Raw genomic sequence first — 18,747 nt, 5'->3', positions numbered from 1 at the left:
TCCTGATCGGGTCCGCCGGCTTCGTGCGCCGGTTCGAAGCCGGCCGCTTTCACCTGACCCGCCTGCGCGACTACGGGCGCGACATCCTGCGGCCCAAGTCGCTTCTCTTCCTGGTCTTCGTCTTCTTCCTGGGCCTGCACTGGGCCGTCGAGGGCACGGTTTACGCGCCTTTCCTGGAGCAGCGCTACGGCCTGTCGACGCTGGCCTCCGCGCTCTACATGGGGGCGGGCCTGCTCTTCCTCCCGATCGGGGCGATCCTGGTCGGCCGCCGCAAGTTCGAACTGGCCGCCAACCGCAAGCTGGTCCTGGCCGGGATGGCCCTTTCAGGGGCGGGCTTGGTGCTGATGACGTTCGGCTCGGTCTGGGTCTCGTTCGGCTTCCGCGCCCTGCACGACTTCGGCGACGGGGCCATGGGTGCCCTCGTGGTGCTCTACATCTCGCGCCTGTTCGAGCGCAAGAGCGTCGGCGGCAGCGCGGCCCTGGTCCTGGCCGTCGAGCTCTTGGCCAAAATGCTGGGGGCCGCGCTCCTGACGCCGCTGGGCTTTCGCTACGGCCTGCAGTGGCCGTTCTGGATCGCCGGCGGGCTTCTCCTGGCCAACGCCGCCTACGGGGCGGTTATTTTCCGGCGGATCGAATACTGAGACCATGAAGTTGTTTGCTGTCGTCCCGAGCCCTGCGTGGGGACCTCGCCTTCGGGACGCCAGGAGACTGCCTGTCGTCCCGAGTGCCGCCGAAGGCGGTACGTGGGGATCTCGCTTTCTAAGAGATCCCCGAGGATCTGCTACGCAGATCCTCGGGAAGACGGATAAATCACCATGCTTTCGGATAGATCCCCACGCCCTCGCTTCGCGAGCGCTCGGGATGACGAATATGCCATTCGTCCTCCTTGGGATGACGAGCTTGCCATACGTCCTCCCCGGGATGACGAGCTTGCCATACGTCCTCCTCGGGACGAGAGGTCCCCACGCCCCGTCTACGACGGGGCTCGGGAAGACGGAAATAAACAGAATCGGGGATCCTGGTACACTAACATGATCGCGACCGAGGGACGGGATTTCGACATCATTCTCGTCTCGGGCGAGCCCTATGTCGATCATCCCTTGTCGGCCGCGGGAGTTATCGCCCGCGTTTTGGATGCGGCCGGATATAGCGTCGGGATCATCGAACGCCCGCGCTGGGCAGACGACGCGGACTTCGCCCGCCTGGGCCGGCCGAGGCTTTATTTCGGGCTGACCTCGGGCTCGATCGACAGCATGCTGGTCAACTACACGCCGCTCAAGCGGCGGCGCGAGAAGGACGAGCACGCTCCCCACGCCTCCGGCATGCCCGACCGGGCCCTGCTCGTCTATGCCAACCGGGTTCGCTCGGCCTTCCCGGGCGTCCCGATCGTGCTGGGCGGCATCGAGGCCTCTTTGCGGCGTTTCGCGCATTACGATTACTGGGGCAATGACGTGCGGCGCGGCCTGCTTCTCGACTCGCGGGCCGATATCCTCGTCTACGGTCCCGGCGAAAGACAGGCCGTCGAGATCGCCCGCCGGCTGGACCGGGCCGAGGATCTGGCCGGAATCCCGGGGACGTGCGTTATCCGCCGCGAGATGCCCTTGGGATTCGAGGACATCCCGTCCTACGAGGCCGTCAAGGTTGATCCCGACGCTTTCTGCCGGGCCCAAAACGCCTTCTCCATCCGCAAAGCCCTGGCCCAGCGCCACGCCGAGCGCTTCGTCCTGCAATACCCCGCGCCCGAGACGGCGCCGGCCGATCTGGATCGGATTTACGGCCTGCCGTTCTCGCGCCTCGTCCCGGAGCATTTTCCCGAGTTCCGGATGGCCCAATTCTCCGTCGTTACACACCGCGGCTGCATCGGCGGCTGCTCGTTCTGCTCGTTGGCCCTGCACCAGGGCGATCGCATCGTGTCGCGGAGCGAGGGCTCGATTTTAAACGAGATTCGGCGCTTAATCGCCCACCCCGACTTCAAGGGCTTCATCGATGACCTGGGTGGCCCCTCGGCCAACATGTACGGCATGGACTGCCTCGCGCCATGCCCGGACGCAGGCTGCCTGACCTGCGGCACGCTCGACCGCGGCCACAAGCGGCTGATCGGATTAATGCGCCGGGCCCGTGCCATCCCCGGCGTCAAGAAGATCTTTGTTCGTTCCGGGGTTCGCTATGATCTGGCCTTGGAGAGCGAGGAGTACATCCGAGAGCTGAGCGAGCATCATATCTCCGGCCTGCTTAAGATCGCCCCGGAGCATGTCTCGTCCAAGGTGCTGGCCCTGATGAACAAGGACGGCGGACGCTTCGAGGAGTTCCGCCGGCTCTTCCGTTCGCTGAACAAGGCCGAGCGGCGCCATCTGAAATACTATTACATGGTCGCCCATCCCGGCTGCGGCGAGGACGAAGCCCGCGAGCTGGCCGCCGAAGTGAAGCGGCTGGAGCGGGAAGGGGAGAAGCCGGTCGAGGGCGTCCAAATCTTCACTCCGACCCCGATGACCCGTTCGACCTGCATGTACCACACCGGCCGCGACCCGATCACGGGGGAGGCGGTTTTCGTCCCCCGCACGTTCGTCGAAAAGAAGGCCCAGAAGCGGATGCTGCTGGACTAGTCCGGCCGAATGCGGATAATACTAGGGAAACGAGGAGAGATGCCATGAAATCCAAAGCCCTTAGACTATTGATTCTGGCGATCGTCCTGGCGACGGTGGCCCAGATCGCGACGGCCCAACTGCCCAAGGAGACCGAGGCCCAGAAGGTCCAGCGGATGAAGTGGTGGACCGAGGCCCGCTTTGGGATGTTCATCCATTGGGGGCTCTACGCTCTGCCCGCGCGGCACGAGTGGGTCAAAAACCGCGAGCGGATGACCAACGAGCAGTACCAGAAGTACTTTGAGATTTTCAATCCCGATCTCTACAATCCCAAGGAATGGGCCAGGATGGCCAAGGCCGCCGGCATGAAGTACGTCGTGCTGACCGCCAAACACCACGAGGGATTCTGCCAGTGGGATTCGAAATTCACCGATTACAAGGTAACCAACACGCCCTTCGGCAGGGACGTGATCAAGGAATACGTCGAGGCGTTTCGATCTGAAGGGCTGAAGGTCGGCTTCTACTATTCGCTCATCGACTGGCACCACCCCGATTACACGATCGACCGTGTCCACCCTCAGCGCGCCGAGAGCGACGCGGACTACGAGAAGATGAACAAGGGTAAGGACATGGCCAAGTACCGCGAGTACATCAAGAACCAGGTCCGCGAGCTGCTGACGAACTACGGCGAGATCAGCATCATCTGGTTCGACTTTTCGTTCCCCGGCAAGAACGGCAAGGGTCGGGCCGACTGGGACTCCGAGGGCCTGCTCAAGCTGGCCCGGTCGCTGCAGCCCGGGATCATGGTCGACGACCGGCTGGATCTGACGGATGTGGAAGGGGGCTGGGACTTCACCACGCCCGAACAGGAAAAAGTGGCCAAGTGGCCCGAACGCAACGGCAAGCGCGTGCCTTGGGAGACCTGCCAAACTTTCTCGGGATCATGGGGCTATTACCGCGACGAGGCCACTTGGAAGAGCCCGGCCCAGCTCATCGAGCTGCTTGTCGAGTCGGTGAGCAAGGGCGGCAACCTCTTGCTCAATGTCGGGCCTACGGCGCGCGGGATGTTCGACGAACGGGCCCAGATGAGCCTCAAGGCCATGGGCGAGTGGACGCGGCTCAACGGCCGATCGGTCTACGGCTGCACGGAAGCCCCAGCGGGCATCGTAGCGCCGCCGAACACGCTGCTGACCTACAATCCGGCGACCAACCGGCTCTATGTCCATTTGCTCGTCTATCCGCTGGACACGATCACCCTCCCTGGGATGGCCGGCAAAGTGAAGTACGCCCAGTTCCTGCACGACGCTTCGGAGATAAAGCTTAACGCCGGCCGGGGTGAGAGCGCCGGGAACCTCTCGCTCGAGCTTCCCGTCCGCAAGCCTCCGGTCGAGATCCCCGTGATAGAGATCTATTTGAAGTAAGCCACGGGGCTCGAGCTGGGAAGAAAGCCCGGCAGCGAAGGGTGCGGCATGGTGACACAATCGGCGGAAAAAGCGCCCTCCATCGCCGAACTGTCGGCTGCCGACTTGGAATCAGGGTTGAGCCAAGCCGAAGTCGCGGCGCGACTGGCCCGATTTGGTCCCAATGAGGTCGCTGAAGAAAAAAAACATCCCGTTCGGCTTTTCCTAAAGAAATTCTGGGGTCTGACGGCTTGGATGCTCGAGGGCATCATCCTGCTATCTTGGATCCTGGGCAAAACCGCGGATGCGGCCGTCGTCGCGGGTCTCATGGTTATGAACGCGATCGTCGGATTTCTGGAGGAGCAAAAGGCCTCGCGCACGGTCGAGGAGCTGAAGACCAAGCTGCGGATCGTAGTCCGAGTGCTGCGGGACGGCATCTGGACGATCATTCCCGCGAGAGAGCTTGTTCCGGGCGACGTCGTGAGGGTCAGGGCCGGCGACCTGCTCCCGGCGGATATCGAAATCGGCCGCGGGACCGTCACCGTGGATCAATCCGCGCTGACCGGCGAATCCCTGGCCCTTGAGAGACAGGCCGGGGGATCGCTTTATGCGGGCTCGGTGATCAAAAGAGGGGAAGCGACGGGCATTGTCCTCCGTACGGGCGCGACGACGGAATTCGGAAAGACCATCCAGCTTGTCCAGATGGCGCGTCCCAAGCTGCATTTGGAAGAGGTCGTCGCCGGACTCGTGAAGCGCCTGCTGGCGATCATCGGAGGCCTGGTCGCTCTGACCCTGGTCGTCTCGCTGATCAGAGGGTTCCCGCTCTTCGAGATCCTGCCCTTGCTGCTGGTCCTCCTTTTATCGGCGATTCCCGTCGCGTTGCCTGTCATGTTCACGGTCAGCATGGCCGTCGGGGCCCGCGAGTTGGCCGGGCAGAGCGTCCTGATCACCCGCTTGAGCGCCGCCGAGGATGCCGCGACCATGGATGTTCTGTGCCTGGACAAGACCGGAACGCTTACGCTCAACGAGATTGTTCTCGCCCGCGTCGTTCCCTGGGGATCGTTTGCCGAGGAGGACGTCCTGCTCTACGGCGCGCTTGCCTCGCAGGCGGCCAACCAGGATCCGTTGGACCTGGCGTTCCTGAAGCGGGCCGGCGAGAAGGCGCTGCCGCTTTCGTCCTACGCCAGGGATCGATTTGTTCCGTTCAGCCCGCAGACTCGGAAGACCGAAGCCGATATCCGGAAAGACGGGCGAGCTTTCCGGGTCATGAAGGGGGCGGTGGCCGTAATCGCCGAAGCCTGCGGGCTGGATCCGGATGCGCTCCGGGAATTGGAAGCGCAGACCGGGGCTTGGGCGATCCAAGGTTTCAAAACGCTGGCGGTGGCTATGATCACCGAGTCCAAGCCGGCCTTTGTCGGCTGGGTCGTCCTCGGCGACGGCCTTCGCCCCGACTCGACAGCCCTGATCCGGGAGCTTCGGGCCCTGGGCCTTTCGGTTAAAATGTTGACTGGCGACGCCTGGCCGATCGCTCGCGAGATCGCCCGCCAGGTCGGTATCGGCGATCGTATTTCCCGAATGTCGGAGCTCAAAGCCCTGCTGACGAGCGATCGCGCCGCGGCCCTAAAGGCGATCGAGAGAAGCGACGGCTTCGCCGAAGTCTACCCGGAAGACAAATACCTCATCGTGCAGAGCCTGCAGGCCGGCGGGCACGTCGTCGGCATGACCGGCGACGGCGTCAACGACGCGCCCGCCCTCAAGCAGGCCGAGGTCGGGATCGCCGTAAACAGCGCCACGGATATCGCCAAAGCCTCGGCCAGCGTGGTGTTGACTAGCCCGGGCCTGTCGGGGATCGTCGAGCTGGTCAAGAACGGCCGCCGGGTCTATCAGAGGATCAGCACCTGGGTTCTGAACAAGATCCAGAGGACCATTCTTAAGGCATCCTTCGTTGTGGGCGTCTTTCTGGTCACTGGCGATTTCGTCATTTCCGCCTTCGCCATGGTCTTGCTTTTACTGATGACCGATTTCGTCAAGATCTCCCTGTCGACCGACCGGGTCCGCTGGTCGCGCCTGCCCGAGACGTGGCGCATCGGGAAGCTCGTGAAAGCCGCGTCTGATTTGGGGATCGCCATGGCCTTGGAGGCCCTCGCGCTGTTGGCCTTGGGACTGAAGCTCTGGGGGCTGCGGCTCTCCGACCCCGTGGTCCGCACGTTCAGCTTCGAGATTCTTCTCTTCTCGGCCCTGGCTTCGATCTTCGTCATCCGCGAGCGCCGGCACTTCTGGAGCTCCGCTCCCAGCCGGACGCTGGGGGGCATCATCGCCGTGGATGCGCTGGTCGGCATCCTGATCGCGCTGGTCGGCATCCCCGGTCAGCTGCCTCCTCTGCCGCCGGCGATGATCGGCTTGGCGGTCGGTTTCAGCGCTGTATCCGCGCTCGGGCTGAACGACTTCCTGAAAGTGCGGCTCCTGCGCAAGATGGGTATTGTCTAGCGCCTTACTGCGGCGCGCTATTTTTCCGATCTAGTCATTCTGTTAAGATAGATTCGACAGGCTCATCCCCTTGCGGGAGTTGAAGCGTCGGAATCATGTGGCCGATTGACGTTCTGCCCAATCATCTCGAGATTATTCTGGGCATACTCGAGAAATTCGTCCCGGGGCCGGAAGTCCGGGCTTTCGGCTCGCGGGTGACGGGGAAAGCCCGCCGCCATTCGGATCTGGATCTAGCCATCATGACCGAGCGGCCGCTCGATGTGGCGGTGCTGGCCGGAATGAACGCGGCCTTTTCCGAATCCGATCTGCCGTTCACCTTGGATATTCTCGATTGGGCGGTCCTCGAAGAGCACGTTCGCAGCTTCATTTGCGAGGGATCCGTCATCATTCGCGAGGCGACGGAGCGGCTTTAGATTCGGCGGATTCGTCTTGCTTACGGCAGGCGATCGGCAACAATCCCGTATTTGACGACGGTAAACTCGTCGTCTTCCGTCGCCTTGATGGCCCAGAATCCGCCTGCCCAGGGCAGCAGCCGGGAGGGGAATACTCCATCCCTGACCAGGACATGGCCCAAGAAACGCCCGGCTCCGTCGAAAATGTCGAATCGGAGGCCTTCCTTCTCCACCGCTGGTCCGGACAGGCGAACCCAGATGCGGCCTTGGGCATCAACCAATAGACGGGTGAATGGCGGCTTGAATTTCGGGAACTCCGTATTCTTGATCGTGAATTCGTCGGCGCCTTTATGCAGGACCGGGGGGCCTCCGCCGTCTTGCGTCATATAGGAGATCCCGGCGAAAAAGACCTTCTTATCCTCAGTCGTGACTGCGACGGGTGTTGTGGCGTGTGAGAACGAGCCGATCTTGCCTTTGTCGGGGTCATAAAGCTCGATCTCATAGCTTGCCGAATAGCCGACGGCGATTCGACCGTCCGGCAAGATGTCCCAAGAGAAATTGGCGACGAATGGGATCGGCAAGCCCCTGGATGCCGGCTCCGAGACGTATTTGTAGCGCCGAATCTCGCGCCGGTATACGGTTTTCAGGAATGCAAAATCGGCCGAGTACAGATCGAGGAGCGTTTCCTCCTTGCGGCTTGGACTTTGGTAATCGACGAGGTTCTTCTCGACTAGGAATCGGCCGTCCGGCAAAGCCCGCATCTTCTGCCAGGATCGGCCCTTCTCGGCAGTCATCGTACGAAGGTATACCCCTTCCGCGTCAAAGACGGTGATCCGGCTGTTCTCCGAAGCGTAGAGCCGGCCATGCGAGAACTCGACTTCGAAAAGATATTGGAACTCGCCCGGCCCTTGGCCCTTGCGGCCGATCGTCTTGAGATAGACGCCCGCCTTATCGAATACCTTGATATTGTTTTCTTTAGAATCGCTGATGTGGATGCGGCCCTTGTCGTCCACTGCGACATCGGTTGGCCAGGAGAAGACGGCCTTTCCGCCCATGGCCTCGTCCGTGATGGTGACGAGCGGAACGAAGCGGACCTTGCCCGTCTTGAAGACGTCGTTGGTGACGGGCTTCTGCCCGAGGATCCCGCTGCTTGCAGCCGTCAGCGCCGCGGCGAGGAACGCCGATGCGAAAAGAGGCGCTAGATATCGGGACTTCATGTTAAGCCCCCCGTTCTAGCGTTCCTTTTCCAGCTCGACAAGGCACCCGTCGTCGGATACGTGCCGCAGACGATAGAGGGCTCCGCCGATCGGGATATGCGACGTCCCTTCGTGGATTTGAACCCATTCGCCGCCCCGCAGAGTTTTCAGCTTGAGAAATCCGGGCGCAGTCGTGTCGAACTCGTTGAAGTAGAAATCACCGGTCAGATCGGCCGTTTCGAGGGCATATTCCGTTCCGTCGACGACGAATGATCCCGAGAGGAATTGGATGATGCCCTCAACAAAGATCTCGGGCCAGACACCAGGTGCGGCCGGCTTGGCTTGGAAGGTCAGAGGAAAGCCGGCCATGCCTCCGTTGGCATAGGGGAGGCGGACATCATCGACCGTCGTCTTGAATTCTTCCGTGCCGATCTTCTTGGCATCGGGCGGGATACGAAGCAGATACTCTTTTTCTCCGTTCAGATCGAAGTTGTGGTCGGCGTCGACGATCAGTCGAACCTGACCGGGCTGCGGGCCCAGCGAGGCCACAAGCGCCTTGCCGTTCGTCAATATGCCGACCCGGGCATCCTTGGGCGTGTCGGGAGGCATCTTGAGCTTTCCGGATGCGACAAGCTCCTTGACCCGCGGGCCGACGAAATCGACTGCGTTGAGGGGCTGCGTCTGCGGCTTGGCGCCGTATTGGCGGCCGAGAGGCACAAACAACGTGTTGCCCGGCCCGGCCGGATCGTCGAAATGGGCGTCCAGGTACCTGCACATCTTGTCGAAATCGTTGGTGGCGTATCGGGAGATCCCCTCCTCGTCGATGGCCACATAGATCGGGAACGACATCGGGTGCTCGGGCAGCCGGCCGTAGATCTGGTAGGCGGGGATATAGGCGCCCTTGCCCTCGACGACCTGCCGCCACGTCAGTCCGTTGTCGGCGATGACCTTGCGGGCCTGCTCCACCCGTGACGCTTCATCGATGTTGATGCCGAGCGCGACGAACGGCTTGCCGGCGAGCGAGTCGAGCTTCTTCTTGATCGAGGGAAACTTGGCGATGCAGGGCTTGCACCAGACGTACCAGAAGTCCAGCAGGAGGACTTTGCCCCGGTAGTCCGAGAGCCGGAAGACCTGGCCGGCCGCATCGGTCATCTCGAAGTCGGGGGCGGGCTTGCCCAGGAGGGTCGGCACCAGGCCGCTGGGAGCGAATTCCATCCAGCTGCCGTCCTCAGCGAAGTCCTGGACTTTGTAGAGGGCTTTTTCGAACGGGAACAGCTCGAAGAAGCGTAGCCCGTTGGCCGGGGCGGAAACGCTTTTGTCCTTGAGCACAAAATCCACGTTGGACATCTTCTCGCGCACGAAACGGCCCCGTGCGTCGCCGTCGAAAAGCTCGAGCGAATAGTCGCGGCCTTGGCGGCTGAATTCGCCCCTATAGACGTAGTCGGAGGCGAAGTAGATGACGTCCTCGATCTTTCCGTCCCGGCCCTGGCGCTGGTGGTACCAGATCCGATAGGGCAGGCTTGCGCTGTGCGGTGCGGCGCCTCCGAACCGGCGGACGATGGCGACGATCGTCGCTTGCTCCATCCCCTCGACTGCCGGAAGCTCAATCCAGGAGTTGTTGGTCAAATCGAGGTCGGTATCTACATCCAGAAGCAGCCGGATCCGCGTGGCGTCCGGCGCTTTTTGCTTTAGGATATAGAGGGGGCCGGCTTCGTATCCCAAGACGGCCCCCTCGGGGAGCGGCGAGGGGAGCTTGACGGGATATTCCTTCACGGTTTTGGCCACGGCCTCGGGATCGAAGACGAATCCGCCGAAAGCCCACGGCTTGACGCCGTCTACGCGACGCAGGTTGACCCGGAAACCGTCCGTGGATTTCTGTCCCGCCGGAGGAGTCTGCGGGGCGACGAGCCCCGCGCAGAGCAGGCTGAGCAGAATTTTCGCGATCGTTTTCATGGTCCCCCCTATCATTCAATCGAAAACCACAAGCACATTATCTCCGACGGTATCGTTGTAGGCAAGCGAAGTTCGGCGTGAGAAAACGACCCTGCATGTCGAACTTGGCCGACAAAATGCGCCGGGTTGATATTTCATCGCAAGGCTTCGATCCCGTACTTGACGGCGCTCCAATTACCGTCTGGGTTCACCTCGAGCGTCCAGAATCCCTCCGAGACGGGAGCCATGCTGTAGGGGAAAAGCCCTCCCGTGATCACGACGGTTCCGATAAAGCGCCCCGAACGATCGAAGACATCCATCAAGGGGCCGTCTTTTTGGATCGCCGGAGCGGAGCGCCGGACCCAGATGCGGCCTTGGGCGTCCGCCCGAATACTGTCGAAGGCAGGCTTGAACTTGGGGAATTCGGTGTTCTTGACGATATAGTCCGGGGCGCCCTTTTTGACGCCGGAAGAGCGGCTGCCGTCGTCGCCGATTATGGTTGCGTTGATGGTCATCTTCTCGAAATGGGCTTTCTTATCCGCGGCTGAGACCTCGACTGGTTCATAGGTGTGTTCAAACGAGGCGACCTGGCCCTTATCCGGATCGTGAATCTCGATTCCGTAACGATCCGAGTAGCCGACGACGATCTTTCCGTCCGGGAGAACGGCCCAATGCACATTGGCCGCGAATGGGATGGGGATGTTGGCCGTGATCGGATCTCTGATGAACTTGTTTCGCCTGATCTCATGTTTATAGATGGTCTTAATGAACGCGAGGTCGGCCGAGTGAAGATCGAGAACGAACCCCTGCGGCGCGCTTAGGTCCTGGCGATTGATCAGTTCTTTTTGGACGAGAATCCGGCCGTCCGGGAGAGCCGCCATGGACCGCCAGACGAAAGGGCCTTCCTCCGGGACGGATTTCAAGAACTTCCCTTCGGCGTCGAAGATGGTCGTACGCTTGCTGATAAGCTCTCGGACGAAAAGACGGCCGCGGCTGAATTCGCTCTCCCAAAGAAAAGTGAATTCGCCCGGCCCTTGGCCGGTGCGGCCGATCGTCTTCACGAAGGCACCCGATGCGTCGAAGACCTTGATGTCGTTGGCCTTGCCGTCGCTGACGTAGATGCGGCCCTTGTCATCTATGGCGAGGTCGTTCGGCTGGGAGAAGAACGCCTTTCCGGCCATGGCTTCGTCCGTGATGGTCAGCAGGGGGACGAAGCGGATCTTGCCCGTTTTGAAGACGTCGTCGGTGACGGGCTTTTGGCCTATTGTACCGGCGCTTGCCACAGTTAGTGTCGCGTTAAGCAGGAGGATCAGAAAAAATGACGATTTCTTTTGAGATTTCATGTTACCCCCCCCTTGGCGTGTGCGTTCCCTGCTCACGTCATCTCATGCTACGCCGGCGGGCGGTCTTTGTTCCATCTCCCCCCCCCGGCGACCCTCGGATTTTAACACACGCCCGGCATCATTCGAAGGGGTCTATGCTCCACTGCCGCCGCTCTCGATCAGGCTTTCAGGACCGCGAATCCGTGTTCCATGAAGTGTTCGTCGAAGGCGAAGGCCGTCTCGATCGATCGGCTACGCATCACCTCGAAGCTTGCACAATCGACTAAGCTCAGCGTTTTGCGCCCAGCCGTCCGGAACGCCCCTTCCGCTCGACGATGAAGATCCTCGTCGATCCAATGGACTCGGACGACTCCCGGCAGCGAAACGAGGAACGCCTCCGCGGCTTTGAAACCGAATCGTCTTTGGATCAGGGAAACCGTCTCCACGACGATATAATTGTGAGTGTGCATCTCCGTTTGAGCTTCGAGGAGTCTCGCCCAGATCCGTCCGGCTTCCCCGTGATGCGAATCGGAAATGCTGAGCAGGGCAAAGAAAGCGGACGTATCGATGAACACACTCACGGCTTCCGTCCGAGGTAGGCTTCTTCGAGATAAGCGTCGTGGTTTTCGGCTATGTCGTCGAAATCCGAATGGCCGATACCAACAATGGCTAGGGCCCTCTTCTTCCGCTCTTCCCAGGAGGGCTCGCCCTTTTCGCGGATCAGACCGTCGACGGCGCGCCGGATCCATTCGGCCATCGATCCGCCCTTCTCAGCGGAGAGACTCTTCAAGCCGGCAGCTTGCTCGTCTGTGAGCTGGATCTGGGTTCGAATCATGCGGGGCTTCTCTTTCTTCACTCTCATGGACGCAACCTCGAATTGAATTTCTCAGTCGATCTTTTCTATTATAGTATTAATATAAAGTGATTACAAACATTGAAATCTGTTATCGCTATTAATGCGCAGACAAAGAAATTTTTGGGCTAAATAGAAAAACTGCTCTTTTGATATATCTTATTGTCGCATTTACCTATCTTTGGCCGCTGCGTTCTGTTAAAATACTGTCTTCCCCCAAGAAAGTGAGTAAAAATGTCTGCTATCAATATTTTGCCTAGAAATCTGGAAACAGTGATGGGTGTGCTCGAGAAGTTTGTCCCCGGGACCGACGTGCGTGCTTTCGGCCAGCGGGTCTGCGGAACTGCCCGCCGCCACTCCGACCTGGAACTGGTCATCATGACCAAGCAGCCCCTCGAAGCGCCCCTTCTGGCCGATCTCAAGGCGGCTTTTATGGCCTCCTCTTTGCCGTTCTCCGTCGTCGCCCTCGATTGGGCGGCGCTCGAGGATCGTACCCGTCGCGATATCGAGGTGGAATCGGTCCTTATCCGGAAAGCCGCGCTCCCGGCCTGATCTAAGCGTCTCTCAACGAACGTAGGCCGCGGCGTTTTTATCGAACCAGATAAGAAACGTCAGAACATCGGCCGGCATGCCGCCCTTGAATTCCCCCTCGAACATTCTGACATGATCAGCCTCCGCGGCTCCGGCTTCCGTGAGCGGCAGATTGCACTTGATCGCGGGGCGCTGCCGGATTCTGATGAACAGCTTCTTAGTCCTTGCGTCGGGAACTTGTACGGATACCTTCAGCCTAAAGCCCGGGTCCGTCTCCCACGCTTTGGCCGGGTAGAGCAGATAATCGAATCCGGTCACCCCTTTTTTCGGCCAGGCAGCGAAATAGCCGTTGTTTCTTTCGTCGATGAACAAGCGCTGGCCGTAGGTCACGACGAGTCGGCTTCGGCCGGGCGGCAAAACAACCTCAAAATCCGCCGCCGAGGGCTCGTCCGCTTTCGCTTCTTCCAGCGTGCGGGCGAAAGCTTCGCTCCAAGGCGGCCCGCCGGCGTCTTTTTCCACGAACGCCCGCAACCGGCCGAGGAAATCCTTATAGAAGCCGGGTAAAAACGCGCTTCGATGCCGGGCCATGAGCACAACGCACTCGGCCAACTCATCGGGCGCCGTTTTGACCACGGCACTTACGGCTTTCCCGTTCAGCTCGACGGACAGGCCGGAGATATCGACCGCGAGGAAACGCAGCGGCACTGCTGCCGGACCGGCGCCCGCGTTCTCGATCTCGTAGACGACTCGGAATCGGACCGGGCTCTTATAATCCGTGTAGGACAGATCGAGCTCGGGAAATACGGCCTCGAGCCGCTCTCCCATCAGTCGCAGCTTGGCGGCAGCGGGGGCCGTCATGAGGCTTCCACTCATAACCCCGTCAACCTTCCTGGCCATCCGCAGATTCGCTGCGGCCGGCAGCGCGATTGCGGCTGTCATAAACAGAAGCAGGGCTGGTGTTTTCTTCTTCACGGCGACTTCCTCTTCCTTCCGTCCGTTGGTTCATTATACCATCCATAAAGCGGTATTCCGGCGGCGAGCCTAAACATGCCGGCCTTCCGCGGCGTATTCTTAATAGGAGTCCCGGCATGAAAATACCCGCCCCCGTCGCGATGCTCCCGCTCGTGCTCTCGCTGGCGTTGTGCCTTCCCGTCCCTTTGCCCGCGCAAAGCCAGGCCGATCTTGTCAAAACCGGTCGAGTCCAGCTTGTGGCCGAGGCCCGCGTCTCGGACGACGGCCTGCCCGAGGGCGTGCTCTTTCAGAACCCGCGCTGCCTGGCCGTAGACGCCAAGGGGAATGTCTACGTGTCGGACATGGACGCCAACCACATTAAAGTTTTCGGCCCTGACGGCAAGTTCCGGGCCGTCATCGGCCGCGCCGGCCAGGGCCCCGGCGAGATGCAGGGACCCACGCACTTGGTCGTCTCGGGCGACAAGCTTGTCGTCTGGGAGGTTATGAACCGGCGCTTCTCGATCCTCGGCTTGGACGGGAAGTTCATCAAGATCGCGCCGGCCGTGCACGGCGGCATGGGCGAACTGCAGGCTTTGCATGTTTTGGCCGACGGCCGATTCGTCGCCGTCGTCGAGCGGGGCCTTCCCGACAATTTCCAGGGCCGCTTGCCCGACGAGCGGGACGAGGCCGTGGTTCTTCTCTCGGCCGAGCTGGCGCCTGTCTCCACGATCTTCGAGCGCAAGATCCGTAACCGGGCCTGGACCCGCCACCCGGAGACCAACGGCTTGATCCAGATCGGCTTTCCCTACCATCCGGGTTTGCGGGCCGATGTCTCGCCCGACGGGACGATCGCGGCCGGCACGGCCCAGGCCTATGAGATCGAGCTCCTCGATCCCGACAAGGGCAGCAAGGCCGTCATCAAGCGTGCTTTCCAGCCGATCAAGCTCGAGAATCGCGACAAGGAAGCCCATTTCGGCCAATTCAGGATGAACGTCTTCGCCGAAGGGCGGAAGTCGGTGGTTTTCAAGGCGCCCGATTATGTGCGGCAGTTCACCGAATTTCCCGACGCTCTGCCGCCCTACCGGGGCATGATCTACGACGGGCGTGGCCGGCTCTGGGTCCAGTTGTTCACGGGCGACCGGGCCAACAACGTCTTCGACGTCTTCTCGCCGAAAGGGGAGTACCTCAACCGCGTCGTATTGGAAGGCACGGCCATCGATACGACCTTCACGTCGCCTTACGAAAAAGCCTTCGTCGGCGATCTCCTCTGGCGGATCGAGAAGGACGAGGACGGCTACGCCACGCTGGTCAAATATCGGCTGACGCCGGCGAAGTGAGCGACTAGTTGATCGGTATCTATCTTTGTAGGATAATTATTATCAGGTAATTAGATGTCATTCACAGCGGTTTTCCAAAAAGTCCCCGAAGGCTATATCGGTTTCGTTGAAGAACTTCCCGGAGCCAATACCCAAGGTGCGACTCTCAAAGAGACACGCGAGAATCTGAAAGAGGCTATCCGGCTTATTTTGGAATCCAATCGCGTTCTTGCAGAGCGGGAAATCGTGGGCAAAGACGTGGTGCGGGAGAAGCTTGAAATCTCTTTATAATAAAGAGAAAAGCACTCCTTAAACACCTCGAAAAGCGCGGCTGTCTACTCCTAAGGGAAGGCGCGAATCACAGCGTTTTTATTAACGGGAACAATAATAAAATTTCAACAGTCCCACGGCATTCTGAAATAAACGAGATTTTGGCAAGAAAAATCTGCAAGGATCTCGAAATCGAACTTCCTTAATAATCGAGTCATTTCGTCAGCATCTTGGTGTATGTCGCGTTCTGCCGGATCTGGTCGATGGCGTTCTGGGCGAAGATGCCGACGCAGACGCCGTCTTTCCGCTGAATGTTGTTGAAGGCCTGCTCAAACCCGTCCGACGCCGCGAGCCGTCCCGCGCCCAAAATCTTATAAGCGATGACCGGCTTCTTGAGCACGGTCACCGTGGCTTCGGCCAGCTTGCGCTCGGCCGCGCTGTAGTCGCTGGTCTTGGAGGCGTTGTACATGCATTGGTAGTAGAAATCCACCGGGAAACCGCGCCGCTGCAGCTCGGGATGAACCTCGGGCCAGTGGGCCGCGACGCCGACCGGCAGCTTGGCCGCCCGAATATGCTCCACCCAGGCCAGCAGGGTGTCGAACTTGCCGGCCCCGAACTGGTCCTCGACCCGGGCGCCCTGGATGAAGATGGCCTTGGCTCCGGCCTGCACCGAGCGGTCGATTTCGGACAGCATCTGGATCGGATCGCCGTGGCACTGCGAGATCCAGTATTTTAGTTTGCCGCCGTTGGCCGCGTATTTGATCCAGAGCTTGCGCCAGCGCTCGTCCGGGGGGCTGGCCACGGCCGTGACGCCGCACTCGGCCGCCTCGTCCAGGATCTGGGCGATCTTGGCGTCGGTGTGGTAGGTCCGCATCTCCTGGTCGAGCTGGGCGGACTTGTGGGAGTAGCCCCAGAAGGGGTTCGACCCGAGGATGAGGCGCGAGACTTCGAGCGTGCCCAGCTTGATCGAGGGTAGGACGTTGGGAGCCGTTTGGAGCCCCGCGCCCGCCAGATTCTTGGCTGCCAGCGTCGCGCCTGCCGCGGTGCCGATCGCCGCCGCGCCCGTCCTTAGAAAGTCTCTGCGCTTCATGGTGGATTCCCTCCTACTTCGCGAGCCTTTGGCCCGGCATCTTGCGGCCGTTCTGGGTCAGAACCATTCCCGTCACCTTGCCGGCGGCGTCCTTGACGAACTCCACCTGACCGTCCACGACCTTGAGGAAGAACTTCGTTTCCGACTCCGGAAAAATCTCGAACGCCGCCTGGCCCGAGGCTTGGGTCATGAACTTGGCTCCCTGACGGAAGAACTTGATGGAGAACCCCGGAGCCAGCTCGTATTCGCCGACATAGGGGTCGAATATCTTGGGATCAACCGTTATTGCCGTGCGCGTCTCGGGCATCGGCTTGCCCAGGGCGATGGCCGCGATTTTCATGCCATAGGGCTCGGGGGCCCGGGCCGGGATGGCGCTGTTGGTCAGCAGGGTGACGAACAGCTTATCCTCGGGAAACAGTATGCCGTCCGTGCTGAAGCCGTTGATGCCGCCGCCGTGCCGGATCATCCGGTGGCCTTCGTAGTCGCCGATCGACCAGCCGTAGCCGTAGCCCGAGGAGGAGCCGTCCTTGAGCTTGTAGGGCGTCCAGGCCTTTTCCAGCGTCTCGCGCTTGATCAGCTTGCCGGCCAGGAGTGCGTCGTTCCAGGCAGCCAGATCGTCGACGTTGGAGAGCAGCGATCCGGCCGCGTAGGGCTGGGTCATGGACAGGTACTCGGCATTTAAGAACGTGCCGTTCGGGCCAGGGCCGTAGCCGGGGATGCGGCGGGGGATGATCCGGGTCGAGCTGCCGTAATAGGTGTGCTTGAGGCCGAGCGGGTCGAAAAGGTTCTTCTGCAGAAAGGCTTCGTAAGTCAGGCCCGAGACCTTCTCGATGATGGCGCCTAGCAGGATGTAGCCGGAGTTGTTGTAGGCCCACTTCTCGCCCGGCTCGAAGTCGAAGGGCTTGTCCTTGAACAGGGCGATGATCTCGGCCACGGTCATGTCGTTGCGCCAGAGCGGCAGCCATTCATGCTCGACGGTGACCGTCCGGCCCTGCAGCGGGTAATCCGGCAGGAACTTGGTGAGGGGATCGTTCAGGGCGAGCTTGCCCTGTTCCATGAGCATTAAAATAGAAACGGCTGTGAATTGCTTGGTCATCGAGCCGATGCGGAAGACCATGTCGGGCTCGAGGGCGATCCCCAGTTCGAGGTCGGCCGTGCCGTAGGCCTTGCGGGCGAGGGCTTGGCCGTCTTTCTGGATGAGCAGCGCCGCCCCGGGCTCGCCGGCTTTGTAGGCAGGGGAGAGGATGGCGTCGATCCGGGAAAGGAGGACGTCTTGGGCGGCCGGAGCGGGAGGTATGGGCCTGGCGAAAGATAAGGCTGTCAGAAGGACCAGCCCAAACAAAATGGCGGAGGATTTTCTCATGCCGGAATTATACCGACATCCAACCTCCATTTCTAATTGTCGCCGGCGCCGGGCCCCAGCACCTATCTTGTCGCGAAGTTCAATAACGGGATATCGATGCTGACCATGCCCAGGATCCGCCAGGATTTCTGACGAATATCGGTAATAAGGGATCCGGTTTGGGGGTCGGTCGTTATGGACCGCAATTCCGGCCCCAATCGAGTCCCGAGGCCTAGCGATATCGGGCTGTGGGCCAAGCCCCAAATAAAGAACAAGCCCGGCGAAAAAATGTTTTTTAACGAAAAATCGGGGGCTTGGTTCTCAAGGCTTGTGAAGCGATAAGCGACCAGCGCGCCGGGATCAATCAATGACGCAAATAGGCTGATTGAAGCGCCGGAACGACACCCGTGGCTCACCGCGATTCCGATCGGCGCGCAAACGGACAGCATTCCGTGCCTCGAGTTTTTGTTTAAGGCAAAGCCTCCCTCCTCTTTCCGAATAGACAGCCACTCCCATTCCGGAGCCAAGCCGACAAAGGCGTTTAAGGATACGTTGAAGCTTGAATTTCTTTTAACCGAATAGCTGCCCGATGGGAGAGCGACCGATTCGATCGCTTTCCTCATCTCATCCGAATCAGACGCATTGGCCATCGCCGCGATAAAAGAGCCGTAACGAAAGAGGGTCAGGCTGAGGGATTGGCGGATCGGCTCGAGTGCGCTAGCCGATGGGGGGGGGCTCTCGCGGATAACGAAATTCATCGAAGCATTCCAAATATTGACGATGTTGAAGAGCGCCAGCCCATATTCTTTTTGGGAAACGCCGATATAGAGGCCCTTGAGCGAGGTCAGAAATGATCGTCCCAATTCGGTATGCCGACGCATCTGATCGAGTACGGTCAGGGCTTTGGCGTTGCTCGCGCCGATTTTTTCCTGCACGAAATCAACAAGGTCAAAGCCGCTGGTGCATAATTTCAAATATGCGTCCGCATACGCGAAGCCGAGCGAAGGCTTTGGGTCATCCGAATTCTCGATTTTATCTTGAATATTCTTCGAGGCAAGCTCCAGCTCGCCGATGGCGTTGCCG

18 protein-coding genes are annotated in these 18,747 nt (G+C 60.4%); 9 read left to right on the top strand and 9 right to left on the bottom strand.

Features of this window, described 5'->3' with window-relative positions:
* The 5 genes from NTZ26_09855 to NTZ26_09835 form a co-directional block, all read left to right on the top strand.
* Window positions 1–641 (top strand): hypothetical protein (locus NTZ26_09855; GenBank protein ID MCX6560801.1); only part of this gene is annotated, 641 nt, incomplete at its 5' end.
* A gap of 390 nt (window positions 642–1,031) precedes the next feature.
* A complete protein-coding gene (locus tag NTZ26_09850) occupies window positions 1,032–2,603 on the top strand; it encodes a YgiQ family radical SAM protein (protein ID MCX6560800.1) in 1,572 nt (523 codons plus the stop codon).
* Between the two features lie 44 nt (window positions 2,604–2,647).
* Window positions 2,648–4,003 (top strand): alpha-L-fucosidase, encoded by a 1,356-nt coding sequence (locus tag NTZ26_09845; GenBank protein ID MCX6560799.1) that lies wholly within the window; start codon window positions 2,648–2,650, stop codon window positions 4,001–4,003.
* 48 nt (window positions 4,004–4,051) lie between these two features.
* Window positions 4,052–6,469: a plasma-membrane proton-efflux P-type ATPase gene (locus NTZ26_09840; GenBank protein ID MCX6560798.1), complete on the top strand. Its 2,418-nt coding sequence runs from the start codon at window positions 4,052–4,054 to the stop codon at window positions 6,467–6,469.
* Window positions 6,470–6,564: 95 nt separating this feature from the next.
* Entirely contained in the window at window positions 6,565–6,882 is a 318-nt protein-coding gene (locus NTZ26_09835) for a nucleotidyltransferase domain-containing protein (protein MCX6560797.1), read from the top strand.
* Window positions 6,883–6,902: 20 nt separating this feature from the next.
* Here the strand turns inward: NTZ26_09835 and NTZ26_09830 are convergent, their stop codons facing one another.
* From NTZ26_09830 to NTZ26_09810, 5 genes are all read right to left on the bottom strand, one after another.
* Window positions 6,903–8,078: a 6-bladed beta-propeller gene (locus NTZ26_09830; GenBank protein MCX6560796.1), complete on the bottom strand. Its 1,176-nt coding sequence runs from the start codon at window positions 8,076–8,078 to the stop codon at window positions 6,903–6,905.
* A 15-nt stretch (window positions 8,079–8,093) separates the two neighbouring features.
* On the bottom strand, window positions 8,094–10,010 hold the full coding sequence (locus NTZ26_09825; GenBank protein MCX6560795.1) for a TlpA disulfide reductase family protein: 1,917 nt from the start codon (window positions 10,008–10,010) through the stop codon (window positions 8,094–8,096).
* Between the two features lie 134 nt (window positions 10,011–10,144).
* The gene (locus tag NTZ26_09820; protein MCX6560794.1) at window positions 10,145–11,332 is read right to left on the bottom strand and encodes a 6-bladed beta-propeller; all 1,188 of its coding nucleotides are present in this window, start codon (window positions 11,330–11,332) and stop codon (window positions 10,145–10,147) included.
* A gap of 158 nt (window positions 11,333–11,490) precedes the next feature.
* Entirely contained in the window at window positions 11,491–11,892 is a 402-nt protein-coding gene (locus NTZ26_09815) for a PIN domain-containing protein (GenBank protein MCX6560793.1), read from the bottom strand.
* Window positions 11,889–12,173, bottom strand: a complete 285-nt coding sequence (locus tag NTZ26_09810) for a CopG family transcriptional regulator (GenBank protein ID MCX6560792.1) — start codon at window positions 12,171–12,173, stop codon at window positions 11,889–11,891. The genes NTZ26_09815 and NTZ26_09810 overlap by 4 nt, the downstream gene beginning before the upstream one ends.
* Window positions 12,174–12,440: 267 nt before the next feature.
* Between NTZ26_09810 and NTZ26_09805 the strand changes: the two genes are divergently transcribed.
* Window positions 12,441–12,716: a nucleotidyltransferase domain-containing protein gene (locus tag NTZ26_09805; protein MCX6560791.1), complete on the top strand. Its 276-nt coding sequence runs from the start codon at window positions 12,441–12,443 to the stop codon at window positions 12,714–12,716.
* Window positions 12,717–12,728: 12 nt separating this feature from the next.
* Here the strand turns inward: NTZ26_09805 and NTZ26_09800 are convergent, their stop codons facing one another.
* Window positions 12,729–13,667, bottom strand: a complete 939-nt coding sequence (locus NTZ26_09800) for a hypothetical protein (GenBank protein MCX6560790.1) — start codon at window positions 13,665–13,667, stop codon at window positions 12,729–12,731.
* Between the two features lie 116 nt (window positions 13,668–13,783).
* On the opposite strand from NTZ26_09800, the gene NTZ26_09795 reads away from it, so the two are divergent.
* Genes NTZ26_09795 through NTZ26_09785 form a run of 3 tightly spaced genes read left to right on the top strand, consistent with a single transcriptional unit; the run spans window position 13,784 to window position 15,438 of the window.
* Window positions 13,784–14,983, top strand: a complete 1,200-nt coding sequence (locus NTZ26_09795) for a 6-bladed beta-propeller (GenBank protein ID MCX6560789.1) — start codon at window positions 13,784–13,786, stop codon at window positions 14,981–14,983.
* A 54-nt stretch (window positions 14,984–15,037) separates the two neighbouring features.
* Window positions 15,038–15,253, top strand: a complete 216-nt coding sequence (locus NTZ26_09790; GenBank protein MCX6560788.1) for a type II toxin-antitoxin system HicB family antitoxin — start codon at window positions 15,038–15,040, stop codon at window positions 15,251–15,253.
* A complete protein-coding gene (locus NTZ26_09785) occupies window positions 15,253–15,438 on the top strand; it encodes a type II toxin-antitoxin system HicA family toxin (GenBank protein MCX6560787.1) in 186 nt (61 codons plus the stop codon). Before NTZ26_09790 ends, NTZ26_09785 begins: the two co-directional genes overlap by 1 nt.
* 8 nt (window positions 15,439–15,446) lie before the next feature.
* On the opposite strand, the gene NTZ26_09780 is transcribed toward NTZ26_09785, so the two are convergent.
* The 3 genes from NTZ26_09780 to NTZ26_09770 form a co-directional block, all read right to left on the bottom strand.
* Window positions 15,447–16,322, bottom strand: a complete 876-nt coding sequence (locus tag NTZ26_09780) for a hypothetical protein (protein ID MCX6560786.1) — start codon at window positions 16,320–16,322, stop codon at window positions 15,447–15,449.
* Window positions 16,323–16,335: 13 nt separating this feature from the next.
* Complete coding sequence (locus NTZ26_09775; protein MCX6560785.1) at window positions 16,336–17,685, bottom strand: serine hydrolase; 1,350 nt, start codon at window positions 17,683–17,685, stop codon at window positions 16,336–16,338.
* Window positions 17,686–17,747: 62 nt separating this feature from the next.
* A partial coding sequence (locus NTZ26_09770; GenBank protein MCX6560784.1) for a hypothetical protein occupies window positions 17,748–18,747 on the bottom strand: 1,000 nt, incomplete at its 5' end.

This window comes from Candidatus Aminicenantes bacterium, assembly GCA_026393855.1.
Classification (GTDB): Bacteria; Acidobacteriota; Aminicenantia; order Aminicenantales; family UBA4085; genus UBA4085.
Note: the sequence above shows the minus strand (reverse complement) of the source record. Positions and strands in the feature narration are given on the sequence as shown.